9 protein-coding genes are annotated in these 16,961 nt (G+C 70.6%); 2 read left to right on the top strand and 7 right to left on the bottom strand.

All coding sequences use genetic code 11. From position 1 onward, the window contains the following. Positions 1–191: 191 nt before the first annotated feature. Entirely contained in the window at positions 192–2,435 is a 2,244-nt protein-coding gene (locus AB0F70_RS14425; RefSeq protein WP_357449076.1) for an acyltransferase family protein, read from the bottom strand. 279 nt (positions 2,436–2,714) lie between these two features. Between AB0F70_RS14425 and AB0F70_RS14420 the strand changes: the two genes are divergently transcribed. Beyond that, the gene (locus tag AB0F70_RS14420) at positions 2,715–4,220 is read left to right on the top strand and encodes a S8 family serine peptidase (protein ID WP_357449074.1); all 1,506 of its coding nucleotides are present in this window, start codon (positions 2,715–2,717) and stop codon (positions 4,218–4,220) included. A 46-nt stretch (positions 4,221–4,266) separates the two neighbouring features. Here the strand turns inward: AB0F70_RS14420 and AB0F70_RS14415 are convergent, their stop codons facing one another. Beyond that, a complete protein-coding gene (locus tag AB0F70_RS14415) occupies positions 4,267–6,405 on the bottom strand; it encodes an acyltransferase family protein (RefSeq protein WP_357449072.1) in 2,139 nt (712 codons plus the stop codon). A 237-nt stretch (positions 6,406–6,642) separates the two neighbouring features. Here AB0F70_RS14415 and AB0F70_RS14410 point away from each other — a divergent pair, with 237 nt between their 5' ends. Further along, on the top strand, positions 6,643–9,228 hold the full coding sequence (locus AB0F70_RS14410) for a glycosyltransferase (protein WP_357449070.1): 2,586 nt from the start codon (positions 6,643–6,645) through the stop codon (positions 9,226–9,228). 93 nt (positions 9,229–9,321) lie between these two features. Here the strand turns inward: AB0F70_RS14410 and AB0F70_RS14405 are convergent, their stop codons facing one another. From AB0F70_RS14405 to AB0F70_RS14385, 5 genes are all read right to left on the bottom strand, one after another. Continuing rightward, entirely contained in the window at positions 9,322–11,382 is a 2,061-nt protein-coding gene (locus AB0F70_RS14405) for an acyltransferase family protein (RefSeq protein ID WP_357449068.1), read from the bottom strand. A gap of 70 nt (positions 11,383–11,452) precedes the next feature. Continuing rightward, complete coding sequence (locus tag AB0F70_RS14400) at positions 11,453–13,540, bottom strand: acyltransferase family protein (RefSeq protein WP_357449066.1); 2,088 nt, start codon at positions 13,538–13,540, stop codon at positions 11,453–11,455. 128 nt (positions 13,541–13,668) lie between these two features. Beyond that, positions 13,669–14,988, bottom strand: coding sequence for a sulfate adenylyltransferase subunit CysN (cysN, locus tag AB0F70_RS14395; protein ID WP_357449064.1), 1,320 nt, complete (start codon positions 14,986–14,988; stop codon positions 13,669–13,671). Then, positions 14,988–15,890 carry a sulfate adenylyltransferase subunit CysD gene (gene cysD, locus AB0F70_RS14390; RefSeq protein ID WP_357449062.1) on the bottom strand — a complete coding sequence of 301 codons (903 nt, stop codon included), beginning with the start codon at positions 15,888–15,890 and terminating at the stop codon, positions 14,988–14,990. Before cysD ends, cysN begins: the two co-directional genes overlap by 1 nt. Positions 15,891–15,893: 3 nt before the next feature. Further along, positions 15,894–16,769, bottom strand: a complete 876-nt coding sequence (locus tag AB0F70_RS14385) for a 3'(2'),5'-bisphosphate nucleotidase CysQ (protein WP_357449060.1) — start codon at positions 16,767–16,769, stop codon at positions 15,894–15,896. Positions 16,770–16,961 lie beyond the last annotated feature (192 nt).

The raw sequence follows: 16,961 nt of genomic DNA, 5'->3' as shown, positions 1-16,961 counted from the left end.
CCGACCCGGAACGAATGGGGTCAACTGTCCGGGTTGTCCGGGTCTCGAAACCGCAGAGATTTTGCGCCCACCCAAGGTCGCACACGAACCCAGATCGGGCAGCCGCAGGCATCGATGCCGGGTGGGATTCCAGGTGGGATTCCAGGTGGGATTCCAGGTGGAATTCCGGGTGGAATCCCGGTGGGTACGAGTCATCGGTAGAGCCACGGTGCCTCCGCCCGCAGGCGCTCGTCGAGGTAGGGGGCGACCGTCCGGAGGTAGGTCGCCGAGACGTGGTCGTCGTCGCGGTAGACCAGCACGTTGCCCACCACCGCCTCGCAGCGGACGGGGGTGCACAGGGCGTCGTTCAGGTCGATCACCGTCGTCGAGGCCGGAACGCCCGGATAGGTGTCCAGCGGGTTCGCGCCGAGAATCTCGGCACGGTCCCGGCCGCAGCGCGGGTCGGCAGCACCGTGCTGCGCCACACAGCCGACCGGTGAGGTCCCGAACCGCATGTTGTCGCGCAGCGCGATCACCGGGATCCCGTGCGCGTCGAGCTTCCGCCATGCGGAGACCTCCGGCTCGGCCACCTTCTCCGGCTCGCCCGCTCGGGTCGCGGTGTAGGTGCCCACCGTGACCACGACGTCCGGCCGGAGCTCGGCCAGCTCGCCGCCGAGGCCCTCGTTCCACACCCGGCACGACCGGGCGCCACTGACCTCCAGCCCGGGATCCTGCATCCGGCAGCCCTGCTTCGCGAACAGGACCAGGCGCCAGCCCTCCTGATCGGCGAGCATCCGGAACGCCGTGGACCACTGCAGGGTGTGCGAGTCGCCCACCAGGGCCACCGTGCGAACGCGCCCGCCCGGCGAGCCCGACGCCCCGGGCAGACGCCGCACGTCCGGCGGGTCCGGCGCACCCAGCAGGTCGGGCAGCGCGGGCGAGTCCGGCTCGTGGAGCGAGCAGGCGATCACCTCCGTCCCGTCCGGCAGCACCCTGCCGTGCACCTGCACGCAGCCCGGCGTGCGCTGCGCCTCGGACCAGTCCTGCCTGGCGACGATGACGTCGGGACGCGGCACTGCCGGATCCACCTCGACGCCCTCGGTCAGCACGGCGGCCCCCGGGTACCGGATGGAGGGCTGGGCGGGCACCACCAGCACCTGCTCGGTCAGCACCTGTGCGCGGTAGTGCTCGGCGTCCCGCACCCACAGGCCGACCGGGACCGCGACGAGCGAGATCACCAGCACAGTCGCCAGGAGCGACCACACGTCGCCCACCCGGCCGCGGAACGCCTGCGCACCACGGGCCACGGTCCGGTCGGTGAGCCAGGCCGCCGCCACGGAAGCGGCGAGCACCACCGCTCCCCCGGCAGGTCCGACGGTGTCCCGGTCCCGCAGGAGCAGGTAGGAGATGAGCAGCGGCCAGTGCCACAGGTACAGGGCGTACGAACGGTCGGCGACCCAGCGCAAGAACCTCGTCTCGAGCAGACGGCGCGGGCCCCGATCGCGCGCCACCGCGGCTCCGGGCGGGCTGCCCGACGCGGCGCCGGAGGACCCGAACACGACCAGCAGCGTCGCGCCGACGGGCCACAGCGCCCACGGCCCCGGGAACTCGGAACCGCCGTCGATCAGGAACCCGCACGCGACCACCATCGCGAGACCGAGCCAGGCCAGCACCGGACGCAGCCACCCGGGCACGCGCACCCACGGCAGGACGAGGGCGGCCAGCGCGCCGAGGCCCAGCTCCCAGAACCGCGCCCCGGAGTGGAAGTACGCGGTCACCTGGTCCTGCGCGGCCAGCCCTACCGCGAACCAGAACGACGCCGCCGTCGCCAGCGCGGTCACGACGGTCAGCGCCCGGCGCGGGCTGAACCAGCGACGGCGTCCACCACCTCCGACCAGGGCGGTCACCGCGAGCACCACGAGCGGCCAGACGAGGAAGAACTGCCCCTGCACCGACAAGGACCAGAAGTGCTGCACGGGGCTGGTCTGCGGGCCCGCCGCACCGTAGGCGAGCTGGCCGGCGATCATCTCCCAGTTCACCCAGTACGTCGCCGCCGCGAAGATCTCCCGGCCCGTCTGCTCCCACGCCGGACGGGGCATCAGCCAGAACATCAGCGCGGCCGTCGCGGCGAGCGTCAGCAGCGCGGGCACGGCCAGCCGCCAGAACGTCCGGCCCCAGTACGCGAACGGGTTCAGGGCGCCGCGCTCGGCGCGCCGCAGCAGCGCACCCGTCGCCAGGAACCCCGACACCACCAGGAACACGTCGACGCCGCCCGACACCCGCCCCTGCCCGAACAGGTGGAACAGCACCACGAGCGCGAGCGCGAGGCCTCGCAGCCCGTGCAGCTCGGGCACCCAGCCGGGCGGGTTGCTCCCGGAGGGGCGAGGGGCAGCCTTGCCCGGCGAACGCCGCTCACTGTCCGGAAGTCCGGCCCGCGATGAAACCGCGGCAGACATCGTTTCCTGCTTACTCGAGGGGGTTCTGGTGCGTCGAAGCCACAGCTCACGCGGAGCGCGGCACACCGCCCGTCCAAGCCTTCATGCCCGAACGAGCCAGTGACTTTGCCCCATCAACATTGCACGTCCGGCCACCCCCTCTCACCGAAAGTCGGCAAACATCACCCGCTCCCAAAAGAGGGCCGGCAGGGTGGCGCGCGCCACAGAGGGGCGTATCTTGCCCGTGGGCCCTGACCGGGGCCTTGGATCTCTGACCCATCTCAGACCCAATGGAGTGACATGCGCACATCCCGCCCATACAGGGCAACGGCTCTCGTTGCCGTCGCAACGCTCGCCTTCTCCGCACTCGGCAGCGCCGCCGGGTTCGCGGCCGACGAGCCGGAGTCCACGCCCGTCCCGATCGTGACTCCCGACGGCGCCCTGTTCTCCTACGTCGTCAACACGGAGCACACCAACGCCCGTGCAGCAGTCCTCGCCACCAAGGCCATCCAGCGGGCCGACGGCGTGGTCGTCCAGGCCTGGCCGCAGATCGGCGTGCTCGTCGCGCACTCGGCGAACGGCTCGTTCCGCGAGGACGTCGTCACTGCCGACCGGTTCGGCGTCGTCGAGTCCGTCGGTGCCACGCGCACCGTCTCCCCCACCGAGGGCACCCCCGGCACCGAGTCCGCCGCGGGCACGCAGAAGAGCAAGACCGTGGTCGGCAAGGCCAAGAAGGACACCACCGGCTGGACCGTCGACGAGCCGGCCGGCACCACCGCCGTCCCCGACCCGGGCGAGGCGACCCAGTGGGACATGGAGATGATCAAGGCCGACCAGGCCCTCGAGATCAACCCCGGCTCGTCCGACGTCGTCGTCGGTGTGCTGGACTCCGGGATCGACGCGTCGCACCCGGACCTGGCCAGCCAGGTCGACACGGGCCGGTCCGTGAACTGCACGGACGGCGGTAGGCCGGACATGTCGGCCACGGGCTGGCTGCCGACCACCTCGGACCACGGCACGCACGTCGCCGGCACCATCGCCGCGGCACAGAACGGCGTCGGCATCGTCGGCGTCGCGCCGGGCGTCAAGATGGCCTCGGTCAAGGTCGTCAACGACGACGGGTACATCTACCCCGAGTACGCGATCTGCGGCTTCGTCTGGGCGGGCATGACGCGCATGGACGTCACGAACAACTCGTACTACGTCGACCCGTTCATGTACTGGTGCGAGGACCAGCCCGACCAGGCTGCCGCGAAGGAGGCCGTGCGCCGCGCGGTGGACTTCTCGACGAAGCGTGGCGTGGTGCATGCCGCCGCGGCGGGCAACGCGACCACGGACCTGGCCACCAACACCACCGACGCGTCGAGCCCCAACGACTCGGCTGCCGTGAACCGGGTGATCAACTCCGGCTGCGAGGACATCCCGGCGGAGCTGGACGGCGTCGTGACGGTCTCGTCCCTGACCCAGACCACGGCCCTGAGCTCGTTCTCGAACCGCGGCCTCGGCAAGATCGACGTCTCCGCCCCCGGCAGCGCGATCCTGTCCACGGAGCTCGACGGCACCTGGGACCTGAAGAGCGGCACGTCGATGGCGGCGCCGCACGTCGCGGGCGTGCTCGCGCTCATGAAGTCGGCGCACCCGCGCTGGAGCCCGGCGAAGCTGGAGGCGGCCGTCCGCACCCAGGCCGACGATCACGAGTGCACCACCACGACGGCCGGGCCCGCCTGCGTGGGGACCCTGGACGAGAACAGCTTCTACGGTGACGGCATCACCGACGCCCTGGACGCCGTGACCCGCAAGAAGTAGCCGGTGCGGTGACCGCCGCCCCCGCTGATCGAGCGGGGGCGGCGGCTCACGGGTTGGCGGGCAGCGCCTGCCGGAGCCGGTCGGTCACCACGTGCATGTAGGTACGGCTGACGTGGTTCTGATCCATGTAGACCATGACGTTGCCGATCACCGCGGGGCACCTGGACTCGGTGCAGAACAGGTCGTAGAAGTCGACGACCTCGGTCCCCGGCGCCAGCGCGGTCGCCGCCGGCACCTTCTGCCGGCCGCCGATCGCCTCCTCGCGGGTCTGGTCGCACACCCGCGGGTCGGAGTAGTTCTCCGTCACGCACCGCACCGCGTCGGCCTTCGGCAGCGGCGTGTCGCGCAGCACCACGACCTGGGCCCCGTCGTCGGACAGCTCGCGCCACGTCTCGGCGAGGCCCGTCGCTCCGGGGACCTTCTCGTCGCCCCGTGGCTCCATGGCGGTCCGCTCCAGGAACGACGTCAGGACCAGGTCGGGCTGGAGCTCGCGCAGCGCCTGCCTGGTCTGCGCGTTGCCCGCTGCGCAGCCCTCGACCAGTGCGGGATCGTCCGACGTCCTGCGGTCGATGCTGTACGGGCAGGAACCGTGCAGATAGGTGACCACCCGCCAGTCGCGCTCCGCGGCGATCTCCAGCAGCGGCTCCGTGAACTGCGCGGCGTGCGAGTCCCCGACCAGGGCGACCGTGGCGGCCGGGTCCTGCGTCTCGCCGTACTCGCACGCCGGCGTCTCGCGCTCGAGCCCGTTGACCAGGCACTCCTCGGTACCGGGGAACTTGTCGTCGGCGATGCGCTGCGGGTTCGGATGGATGGCCACCCGCCCGTCGACGAACGGGGAAAGGTCACCCGGCTGACCCGCCGCGAGCCGCGCGTCCGCCTCCGCGGCCACCGTGGCGGCGAGGTCGTCCCACGGCCGCATGATGGCGTTCGCGCGGGCGGGGAGCAGGAGGGCCGTCCCGGCGACGAGCGCCATGGCCAGCAGCGCGGCGATCAGCATGCGCCCGTCGTGCCGGAAGTACCGCGCCCTCCGCACCGGCTGCTCGACCAGCACGTAGCTCGCGATCGCCAGCGCGAACGAGAGGGCGACCATGGCCAGCACCTCCGGCGTCCGAGGGCTCCGGCCGGTGTGCACGGCGAAGAACACCACCACGGGGAAGTGCCAGAGGTACAGCGAGTAGGACACGTCGCCGATCCGCTGCACGGCCCACGACTCGGTGATGGTGCGCAGCGACCCCGGCCCGGACGTACGGCCCGCCACGATGACGGCGAGCGTCGCCAGCACCGGCACCACCGCGTACAACCCGGGGAACGGCGTGGCGTCGTCGTACAGGCAGGCCACCACGACGATCCCGGCCAGGCCGGCTACCGCCAGCGCGTTGCGCACCGGGCCGGGCCGGGCGCCGTCGCGCACGAGCAGGGCCGCGATGCCGCCGGCGCCCAGCTCCCACACGCGGGTCAGGGTCGAGTAGTAGGCGGTCGGGTTCCCCGCGCGCACCTCCAGCACGCCCCACACGAGCGAGGCGACCGTGACGCTGCCGAACAGGACCAGCAGTGCGACGCGGAGCCCCGCGGGGCCGGCCGGCTCGCCTGCGGCACCTCGCCGTGCGCCCGTCCGCCGCCACAGCACGACGGCGAGCACGACCAGCAGCGGCCAGAACAGGTAGAACTGCTCCTCGACGCCGAGTGACCAGAAGTGCTGGAACGCCGTCGGCTGGTTGTTCGCCGCCTGGTAGTCGACGGCGTCGACGGCCAGCGCCCAGTTCTCCACGTACAGCACGGACGCCAGCGCCTGGCGCCACCAGCTGTCGATCAGCTCGAGGGGCAGCAGGACCAGCGCCAGGAGGATGGTGGTCACCGTCGCCACCAGCGAGGCGGGCAGGATGCGCCGGGCCCGGGCCGCCCAGAACTTGCGCAGGCTCACCCGCCCGGTGGTCGTCGCCTCGCGCCACAGGTGCCCGGTGATCAGGAAGCCGGAGATCACGAAGAAGACGTCCACGCCGACGTACCCGCCGGGCAGGACCGACGGGTCGATGTGGTAGACGAGGACGAGCAGCACCGCCAGGGCGCGCAGCGCCTGCACCTCCGGGCGGAAGACGCGTCCGGCGTCCGGGCGTGCGGAGTTACGCGCCGCAGCGTCGGAAGGTGCGGTCCCCGGCTGGGCGTTCGTCGAGATCATGGCCGTCATCAAGGCGCCTACGTTCGTCCAGTGGTTGAAAAACGCGCCCCACAATGCCATATCGTCGAGGGCGGTCTCTACTCGACATCGTCCCGGCGCGGCTGGTCCGGGCGGGTGCGAATGTGTCTGTCGCCCCTCGCCCGCGACGGTAGCATCAGGGTTGCCTCAGTCCTGCCACCTCGCCCCGGCGAGCGTGCGTCCACTGCACACGCTGCAGTTCCGACATCACAAGGAAACCCTGACCCGATGAGCACCTACCTCCTGAATCTCAGGAACCGCGCCCTGAAGAAGAGTGCGCGCGTCGCGCTTCGGCTTGCCGGTGCGACCCCGCCGCCGGCCGCCCGCGCGGCGAAGGCCGCGAGCACGCCCGCCGCCAAGAGCCCTGGTCCGGACCTGGATCCGCTGCGGGCCGACGCAGAGCTCATGCGCCGGATCCAGCGCGGTGAGGACTTCCCCCGCGCCGTGGTCGGTATGGTGCGCGCCGAGCTCAGCAAGAAGCGCGACCTTCCCGCCCGGTCGGTCTGCCAGGCTCTCTACGACAACCCCGAGACGCGTGCCGTGGGCGCCCTGGGCGCCGGCATCGTCGCCATGAGCAACACGCAGCCGGGCTTCGCCCGCGACCTCTTCCGTGAGGCCCCCCTGGAGTGGGTGGCCCGGCTGGCGCCCGCGGAGTACCTCCGCGCGCACCTGATCGCCAAGGACACCCGTGGCCGCGACGAGGCGGCCTCCTGGATCGATGACGGCGTAGTCACCGAGCCCGGTCACCTCGTGTCCATGGCCGAGTCCTTCTTCGCCTTCGGCGACTACGAGAGGTCGCGCAAGGCGCTCGACACCCTCGGCGCCCTGCCCACCCTCAGCGACCACTTCCGGCGCCGCGCGGACCACCTGTCCACGTTCGTCGAGCGCGCGTCCCACCCGCGGACGCCGGAGCAGGTCCCGGCCGGGCGGGTCTCGTTCGCCGTCATCGACTACAAGCAGCCGGACTGGCCGGGCACCTCGTCGAACGTCGGCGACTACGTCCAGACGATCGCCAGCCTCGCCAACGTGGTCCGCCACGACGGCCTGCGGTTCCACGGCGACCCCGAGCTGGTGTCGTTCGTCGACGAGCTCAAGGAGCGCGTGCGGCCCGAGCTGAAGCTCGACGGCCCCGCCGCCGACGTCCACCTCACGCTCGTCAACCGCGACGCATCGGCCTACGACGCCGTCCCCGAGAACACGTGGGGCCTCACCTTCGGCTGGTACGCCCACCCGACGTTCGGGCTCACCTACGGCCTGCCGTTCAACTCGAACATCAACCCGCTGTTCATCTCGTTCCACGTGAACCGCGCGGACATGCTGACGCCGGAGACCATCGAGCACCTCAAGGCCAACGGCCCCGTGGGCTGTCGCGACTGGTACACCACGCACCTCCTGCTCAGCCGCGGCATCCCCGCCTTCTTCTCCGGCTGCATCACCACCACCGTCAACGCGGTGTTCCCCGACGCCCCGAAGGCCGGGCCGAACGCTCCGGCCCTGTACGTCGACACCACGGCTCCCGAGGGCGCGAAGACGTACAAGCAGGAGCGCGACGAGGTCAAGTGGACCCCGGCGCCCCAGGCGCTGCGCGAGGCGCTCGATCTTCTCGACAGCTACCGCCGGGACTACTCCGAGGTGCACACCTCGCGCCTGCACTGCTACCTCCCGGCCTGGTCCATCGGGGCGAACGTGACGGTCCACCCCAAGGTGAAGGCCGACGTGCGCTTCAAGGGCCTGCTCGACGTCGACGACGACGGCCGGAACGCGATCCGGGAGAAGGTCCGGGAGATCCTGCCCCCGGTGCTGTCCCTGATGTTCTCGGGCGCGCCGACGGAAGAGGTCTACGCCGAGTGGGCCCGCGTGACTGCCCCGCTCGTCGCCGAGGCCCGCGCCGAGTTCGCGAAGCCCCAGGAGCGCCTGCCGCTCTCGTTCGACATCGACGAGGTCTGCTCGGCCGCTCGCGAGACGCGGGTGCTCCGCGAGGCCACGCAGCCACGCCAGGGCGAGCCGGTCAACATCGCGGTGGCGCTCGACGGCAACCTCAAGAAGGAGATGGAGGTCGTCGTCGGTGCCATGGTCCAGCACTCGACCCGTCCGCTCCACGTCGTCGCGATGACCCGCGACCACTCGAGCGAGGACCACGACCGCCTCTCCGCGCTGTTCCCCGAGGTTACCTTCGAGTGGATCGCGCTGGACGACGTCGACTACGGCCCCATCGCCGGCCTCAAGGGCCACATCACGGTGTCCACCATGGACCGCCTGCTGCTGCCCGAGCTGCTGCCGGACATGGACCGCATCCTGTACCACGACCTGGACGCCATCCCGGTGGTCGACATCGCAGAGCTGTTCGACACCGACCTGCAGGACGCGCCGCTCGCGGCCCGCACCTACAGCACCGGTGACGAGCGCCGGGGCGTCGGCAACCTGAACCTCGGTGTGCGCCTCCGGAACGAGCCCGAGCTCGCCCACCTGTTCTACCGGGCGATGCACCGCAGGCACCCCGAGGGCTTCCGCAGCTTCAACGCGGGCATCCTCGTGCTGAACCTCGCGGCGATGCGCAAGGACAGCTTCTCGCAGGAGTTCGTCCCGTTCGTCGAGCACTTCGGGCTCGACGACCAGGAGGTCCTGTGGTGCTACGCGGGTTCCACCTACCACCACCTCGACGCCGGGTGGAACACCCAGCCCGGGCAGGAGTTCGTGGACCCGAAGATCATCCACTGGGCGGGCAAGGTGAAGCCCTGGAAGCGGGACCACTACATCCGGCACCGCGACCGGTGGGACGACGGCGTCGCCTACGTGGCGGAGCGGCGCGGCTGATCCCTTCGGGGACCTGACGCCGGACGGCTGAAGGGCGGGTGCGCACTGCGCACCCGCCCTTCAGTCGTTCCCGCACGGTCGTTCCCGCAGCCGTCAGCGCTTGCCGTTCAGCAGGGGCTGGATGTCCTTCATGACGAACGGGGCGAGCGTCGAGGCGAACGTGTTGGTGATGTGGTTCGAGTCGCGGTAGACGGTGGCGCCGCCGATCACCGGCAGGCACTCCTGGTCGCCGCAGTAGAAGTCCGTGAGGTCGACGTAGGCGAAGTCCTTGTCGTCCGCGAACTTCTTGGCCGCCTCGGCCTGCGGGTCGAAGTAGCCGGTGGCCTCGGAGCGGGGCGTGGCGCAGTCCGCCGCGCCCTCGGCCCCCGCCTCGGTCAGGCACTCGATGACCGTCTCCATGGGCTTCGGGTTGTCGGCCAGGACGACGAGGGGCGTACCGGACGCGGTGATCCGCTGCCAGAGGCTCACGAGCCCGTCCACCGCGTACTGCTCGGGGTCGACGCCGTCCTTCGCGGGCCAGTCCACGCCGTTCATCTGCGACGTGGCCACCAGGTCGTAGTCCTGCTCGGCGAGGTGCTTCTCCACGTTGTCCTGCCACGTGACGCAGCCCTGCGTGAGGTTCTCGTCCTGCACGCGCATGGCGTCGGAGAACGGGCAGCCCGGCTTGAAGATGATGTCCAGGGCCCAGCCGTTCGCCTCCGCCATGCGCGTGAAGGTGGACGCGTACTGGACCGCGTGCGAGTCACCCACCAGCGCGACACGCATCGAGCCGTCCCGGTCTCCGACCAGGCAGGGCTGGGGCGTCCCGCTGCCGCGGATGGTGATGGGGCACTTGTCCGGCCCGGTGTACGGCCCTGGGGTGTCCTGGGCGGCCGCTGCCGGCTCCGGCACCGCGGTCCCCTCCAGCTCGGAGTCCTCGCAGGAGGCGCCCGGTGCCTGTGCCGCCGCGCCGAAGCACTCGGCGTCGGTGCTCAGCGCGTCCACCGCCGCGGACAGCTGGGCCTCGATCCGCCGCTCCGCCGTCGTACCGCCGGACATCGCGAGCACCACGATGAGCACGCTCGCGGCCGCCGCGGTCACGAACGACACGCGCGGCCGGAACAGGCGGCCGCGCTCGATCATCGGCCGCTCGACCCAGACACGCGTGCCCCAGGCGAGCAGCACCGACACGGCGAGGATCGCGATCTTGTCCAGCGTCCGCAGGTCCGCGCCCGTCACGAACGGCAGGAGCACGATGAGCGGCCAGTGCCATAGGTAGATCGCGTACGAGACGTCGCCGACGAACTGGACGGGCCGCAGCTTGGCGATGCCCACGGTGAAGCGGTCCTGCGCCTGCGCCCAGATGACCAGCGCCGTACCGACCACCGGGATGGCCGCCCAGTAGCCGGGGAACGGGGTCGCTGCCTCGAAGGTCAGGACCGCCACGAGGATCAGGCCGAGGCCGACCCAGGTCAGAGCCGTCCGGAAGCGGGTAAGTGCCGGGGCGAAGACGAGCAGCGCTCCCGCGCCGAACTCCCATGCCCGCGTCGGCGTGATGAAGTACGCGTAGGCCTGGTCGCCGGCGGTCCACACGACGCTGGCGACGAACGACGCGACGACGACGAGGCCGAGGGTGATACCCGCCAGGCGCTGCCACGAGGTCCGCACTGCCTTGCCGAGCAGGATCGCGCCAGCGATCAGCAGCGGCCAGACGATGTAGAACTGCTCCTCGGTGGACAGCGACCAGTAGTGCTGCACGGGGGACGCGACGTTCTCGGCGGCCATGTAGTCGACGGCGTCCGACGCGAGCACCCAGTTCTGCACGTACACGGTAGAGGCCGCGATCTCCCGGAACCACTGGTCCCAGTACTGCAGGGGCGCGAGGAACCAGACGGCGACCCCGGTCAGGGCGAGCACCAGCAGCGAGGCCGGGAGCAGCCGCACTATCCGCTTCGCCCAGAACCTCGTGACGCTGAACCGCCCGAGCTCCGCGTCACGGAGCATGTGCGCGGTGATGAGGAAGCCGGAGATCACGAAGAAGACGTCGACTCCCACATAACCGCCGCTGAGCCGGGTCGGCCAGAGGTGGAAGAGGACGACCGAGAGCACGGCCACGGTCCTCAGGGCCTGGATATCGGCGCGCATGTATCCCCGGCGTTCGTCGGTCCGAGCCACTCTGAGGGTCCTCCCCTGTCGATCGCGAGACGGCGTCGATCCTACCCGTCCGGTCTGGTAGGCCGTGTCCTCATCCTCGGAAGAGCCAGGCGGCCTGCGCACGCAGCATCTTCTCGATCACGGGGACCATCGTCCTGACATAGCTGGCATTCACGTGGTCGTCGTCCATGTACACCAGGACGTTGCCGACCACCGGTTCGCACACCACCGGGCCGCAGATCGCGTCGGTCAGGTCGAGCTGGACCATCGACGACGGGATACCGGGGTAGCCCTGCACGGGCGAGGCGGGGTTGTACATCTCGGCCCGAGGCGCCGGGCACGACGCACTGTCGGGCCCTTCCTCCTCGACGCACGTGACCGGGTCGTGGGGGAACCGCGGGTTGTCGCGGACACCGACCACCGTCGTACCGGCGTCCGACAGACGCTGCCACATGTCGACCTGTCCCGGCAACACACGCTCCGGCTTGCCGAACCGGACGTCCGTCGTCACGACCAGCGCCATGTCCGCCTGCACCGCGAGCGCCGCGTCGAGCGCGTCGCGGCTCCAGGCCTGGCACTCGGCGCTGCCGTCCTCCAGGGTGAGCCGGCACGCGGCCTTGCCGATCTGCACGAGCTTCCAGTCGTAGACCTCGGCCATGACCTTGAGCGCCGGCTCCCACTGCACCTCGTGCGAGCCGCCGACGATCAGGACGGTCTGGGTCGGGTCGGCCGGCTCGTGGATGGTGCAGGTGATCGCATCGAGGTCCAGCGGCCCGATCTCCTGGAAGCAGCCGTCGTCGAACCCCTTGCCGCGGTCCAGCGCCGCGACGTCGGTGGTCGGGCGGAACGGCACGTCGGGGACGGCGTCGCCCGCCCGCGAACCACCGGTCAGGACGGCGGCCCCCGGGTGCTCGGGGGACAGCTCGGACGAGGCGCGCAGCTGCTCCGCCTGCTCGCGCTCCATGGAGTCGATGGCCCTCGACGTCGGGACCAGCACGGCCGCCGTCACCGCGACGGCCGTCACGATGGCCCCGAACGCCCGCCAGCGCGACAGGCCCGACGGGACGAGGCGCGCGGTGGGCCGGGCGACGATCATGCGTGTGACCCAGGCGAGGAGGAGCGAGGCGGCGAGGACCATCGCTGCTTCGCGGACGCCGAACGCCACCGGCTCCCAGACCGCCAGGAAGAAGATGAGGATCGGCCAGTGCCAGAGGTACAGCTCGTAGGAGATGTCCGCGAGGAAGCGCAGCGGACCCCACTCGAGCGTGCGGCGCGGGCCGAGGGCCGACGTCGTCCCGGCGCCGAGGATCACCAGTGCCGCACCGGCGACGGGCCACCAGGTCCACACGCCCGGGTACAGGGTGGCGCCGTCGAACAGGAACCCCGAGGAGACGACGAGCGCGAGGCCGCCCCATCCCGCGAGGGCCTGCACGACTCGCGGCAGGCGCAGCACCGGCGCGACCAGGGCGAGCACGGCACCGACGCCGAGCTCCCAGACACGGGAGAGCGAGTGGAAGTAGGCGACCTGCTGGTCGATCGCGACCAGGTGGACGGCGTAGGCGAACGACGCCCCGGTCATCGCGAGGGCCACCACGAGGATCGTGATCCGGACCAGCGACGGGGTCCGCGTCGCGCGGCCCACGAGGTAGGCGAGGCCGCCGAGCAGCAGCACGACGATCGGCCAGGCGAGAAGGAACTGGCCCTGTACCGAGAGCGACCAGAAGTGCTGCAGCGGGCTCGCCGCCGGGCCTGCCGCTCCGTACGCGAGCTGGTTGGTGATCAGGTTCCAGTTCTCGACGTACAGCCCGGAGGCCAGCACCTGCTCCCAGATGTCGAGCCAGCGGGACTTCGGCAGCAGGTACCAGGTGGCGACGGCGACCGTCGCGAGCACCACGAGCGCCGACGGCATGATCCGCCAGGCGCTCCGTGCGTACTGCGCGCCCAGCCGCAGCTTGCCGCGTTCGGCACGGCGTACGAGCGAACCCGTCACGAGGAAGCCCGAGACCACGAGGAACACGTCCACGCCGCCCGACACCCTGCCGTTGCCGAACAGGTGGAACAGGACCACGAGCACGAGGGCCATACCGCGCAGGCCGTGGATCTCCGAGAGATGAACCGGACCGGCCGGAGCGGCCGCCTTGACCTGCTCGGGAGGAGGCAGAGTACGGGTGTCGATCATCGTTCCTCGGGAAGAGTCAGCAAGGGGAAGGACGGGACAGGGCGCGATGTCGGATCAGCGGCCTTCTGGTTCCGCGCGCTGATCGTACCGGCATCGCGCCTGTCCGAAATCCCCCGTACTGCCGCTCGTCAGTACGAGCGCGTCGGCCCGCCGATCATGCCCGCGGCGACCGTCTTGTTGGTGGCTTCGTCCACCAGGATGAAGGCACCGGTCTGCCGGTTCTGCTGGTACGGGTCGACGAAGAGCGGCTTGGTCACGCGCAGCGTGATCCGCGCCATCTCGTTCAGCTTGATCTCCGTCGCTTCCTCGTCGCGGTGCAGCGTGTTCACGTCGACGCGGTAGTTGATCTTCTTGACCATCGCCCGCGCCCACCGCGTCGTGTGCTTGATCGCGTACTTCTTGCCCTGCACCAGCGACGCGGCCTCGTCCATCCAGCAGATCTGGGCGTCGATGTCCTGCGAGACCGTCGGGACGTTGTTCGGGCGGCAGATCATGTCGCCGCGCGAGATGTCGATCTCGTCCGTCAGGCGCACGGTCACCGACATCGGCGGGTACGCCTCGGCGACCGGGCCGTCGGCCGTGTCGATGGACTCGATCGTCGTCTCCAGGCCGGCCGGCAGCGCCAGCACCCGGTCGCCGGGCTTCATGACGCCGGACGCGACGGTGCCCGCGTAGCCGCGGTAGTCGCGCGCGTCGTTCTGCTGCGGCCGGATGACGTACTGGACCGGGAACCGCACGTCGACCAGGTTGCGGTCGGACGCGACGTGGAGCCGCTCGAGGTGGCTGAGCAGGGGCGAGCCGTCGAACCACTGCATGTTCTCGGACCGCGTCACCACGTTGTCGCCCGCGAGGGCGGACACCGGGATGAAGGTCAGGTCGGGCACACGCAGCCGCGAGGCGAACTCGGTGAACTCCGCACGGATCCGCTCGAAGACCTGCTCGTCGTAGTCGACGAGGTCCATCTTGTTCACGCAGACGACCACGTGCGGCACGCCAAGCAGCGTGGCGAGGAACGTGTGCCTGCGCGACTGCTCGACGACGCCCTTGCGCGCGTCGATCAGGATGAGCGCCACGTCCGCCGTGGAGGCGCCGGTGACCATGTTCCGCGTGTACTGGGTGTGGCCAGGCGTGTCCGCGATGATGAACTTGCGCTTGGGCGTCGCGAAGTAGCGGTACGCGACGTCGATGGTGATGCCCTGCTCACGCTCGGCACGCAGGCCGTCCGTCAGGAGAGACAGGTCCGCGTAGTCGTTGCCGCGGTCCTTGCTGACCTGCTCCACCGACTCGAGCTGGTCGGCGAAGATCGACTTGCTGTCGAACAGCAGCCGGCCGATCAGCGTGGACTTGCCGTCGTCCACCGAGCCGGCCGTCGCGAACCGCAGGAGGTCGCCGCTGACGACCTCGTGCGCCTCGGGAGCCGAACCGGCCTCAGGGAGAGTCGTCGTCATCAGAAGTAGCCTTCCTTCTTGCGGTCTTCCATCGCGGCTTCGCTGACCTTGTCGTCGCCGCGCGTGGCGCCGCGCTCGGTGAGACGCACCGCCGCGACCTCCTCGACGACGTCGCGCAGCGTGGTCGCGGTGGACTCGACGCACGCCGTGAGGTTCGCGTCACCGACGGTGCGGTAGCGCGTGGACAGGACCCGAGGGGTCTCGCCGTCCTTGAGCGGGGTGAAGTCGTTGACCTCGTAGAGCATGCCGCTCCGCTCGACGACCTCGCGCTCCTTGGCGAGGTAGAGGTCGGGCAGGTCCATGTTCTCGGCCTCGATGTACGCCCAGATGTCCAGCTCGGTCCAGTTGGACAGCGGGAACACCCGGATCGACTCGCCCTGGTGGACGCGGCCGTTGTACAGGTTCCAGATCTCGGGGCGCTGGTTCTTCGGGTCCCACTGGCCGAAGTCGTCGCGGAAGGAGAAGACGCGCTCCTTGGCGCGAGCCTTCTCCTCGTCACGCCGGCCGCCGCCGAACAGGGCGTCGAAACCGTGCTTCTCCGCGGCCTCCAGCAGTACCGGCGTCTGGATCCGGTTGCGGGAGCCGTTGGGCTCCTCCTGCACGAGCCCGCGGTCGATCCCCTCCTGGACGGAGGCGATGACGAGCTGCACACCGGTACGGTCCACCCACCGGTCGCGGCAGTCGAGCACGGTCTGGAAGTTCAGCCCGGTGTCGACGTGCATGATCGGGAACGGGACGCGCGCCGGCGCGAATGCCTTGACGGCCAGGTGCAGCATGACGATGGAGTCCTTGCCGCCGGAGAACAGCAGACACGGCCGTTCCATCTCGGCTACCACCTCGCGCATGATGTGGATGCTCTCGGCTTCCAGGCTGCGCAGCTGGCTCAGGACGTGACTCTTCACTCCTCAAGCACCTTCCTTGCTATCTGCCCCGACCACGGACGCGACACCGACGGTGTCGAGCAGCTCACGCAGGTGCTGAGCCAGGGCCGGGGGGCATACGAACAGGTCAGGGAGCCACGGGCTCTCCCGGTTGTACTCGAGCTCGGATCCGTCGAGACGGGTGCAGACGAGCCCTCGCGACCGTGCCACGGCCACGGGCGCCGCGGAGTCCCACTCGTACTGCCCGCCCCCGTGGACATAAGCGTCAACTGTACCGTCGGCGACGGCCATCATCTTGACGCCCGCCGAGCCCATCGGTACGAGCTCGACGTCGTCGCGCTCGGCCAGGGCGGCCACAAAAGCGGGCGGGCGACTGCGGCTCGCGGCGATCCGCAAGGGGCGGCCGCCGGTCAGGACAACCCTGCCGTCGTCCTCCGGCCCGACGGCGTCCGCGGTGGCCAGGACCTGCTCGCGCGCGGGCAGGGCCACCGCTCCGACGGTCAGGCCCGCCCCGCGCTCCCAGAGCGCGATGTGGACGGCGAAGTCGTCGCGCCACTGCCCGGCTCGGGGCCCGTCGGCGTGCCGTTCGGCGAACTCCCTGGTGCCGTCGAGCGGGTCGATGATCCACACACGATCTGCACGGGTGCGAGACGCATCGTCCTTGGCCTCCTCCGAGAGGACTGCGTCGGCGGGGCGGGCGGCGGTCAGCGCGGCCGCGAGCCATGCCTGGGCCGCGGCGTCACCCGCATCCTTGAACTCCTTGGCCACGAAGGAGCCACCGGCGGCGTCGACCTCGGCGCGGAGCGCGAGGAGCACCTCCGCCGCTCCCGAGGCGAGTGCGTTGGCAAGGGCGTCGTCATCGAGCGACGCCTGAGGGAGCGTTGGGAACGGGGCGTTCATCGGTCTCCAGGGTGGACGTCTTCTCCGGGATCCGGCCGTCCTGCGCGGCCCTCGACAAGGGCCAAGGTGCCGTGGGTGAAGGTCCGGCGGACGCGCCGAGGCTACCATTCCGGCATGCGATCCAGTGCCAGCGCACCCTGTCCCACCTCTAACCACCTCAGGGAGCGTTAATGCCTACCATCCCGATGGTTC

Origin of the sequence: Promicromonospora sp. NPDC023805 (genome assembly GCF_040639635.1) — a bacterium.
GTDB lineage: Bacteria > Actinomycetota > Actinomycetes > Actinomycetales > Cellulomonadaceae > Promicromonospora.
This window is presented reverse-complemented; position numbering and strand designations above follow the sequence as displayed.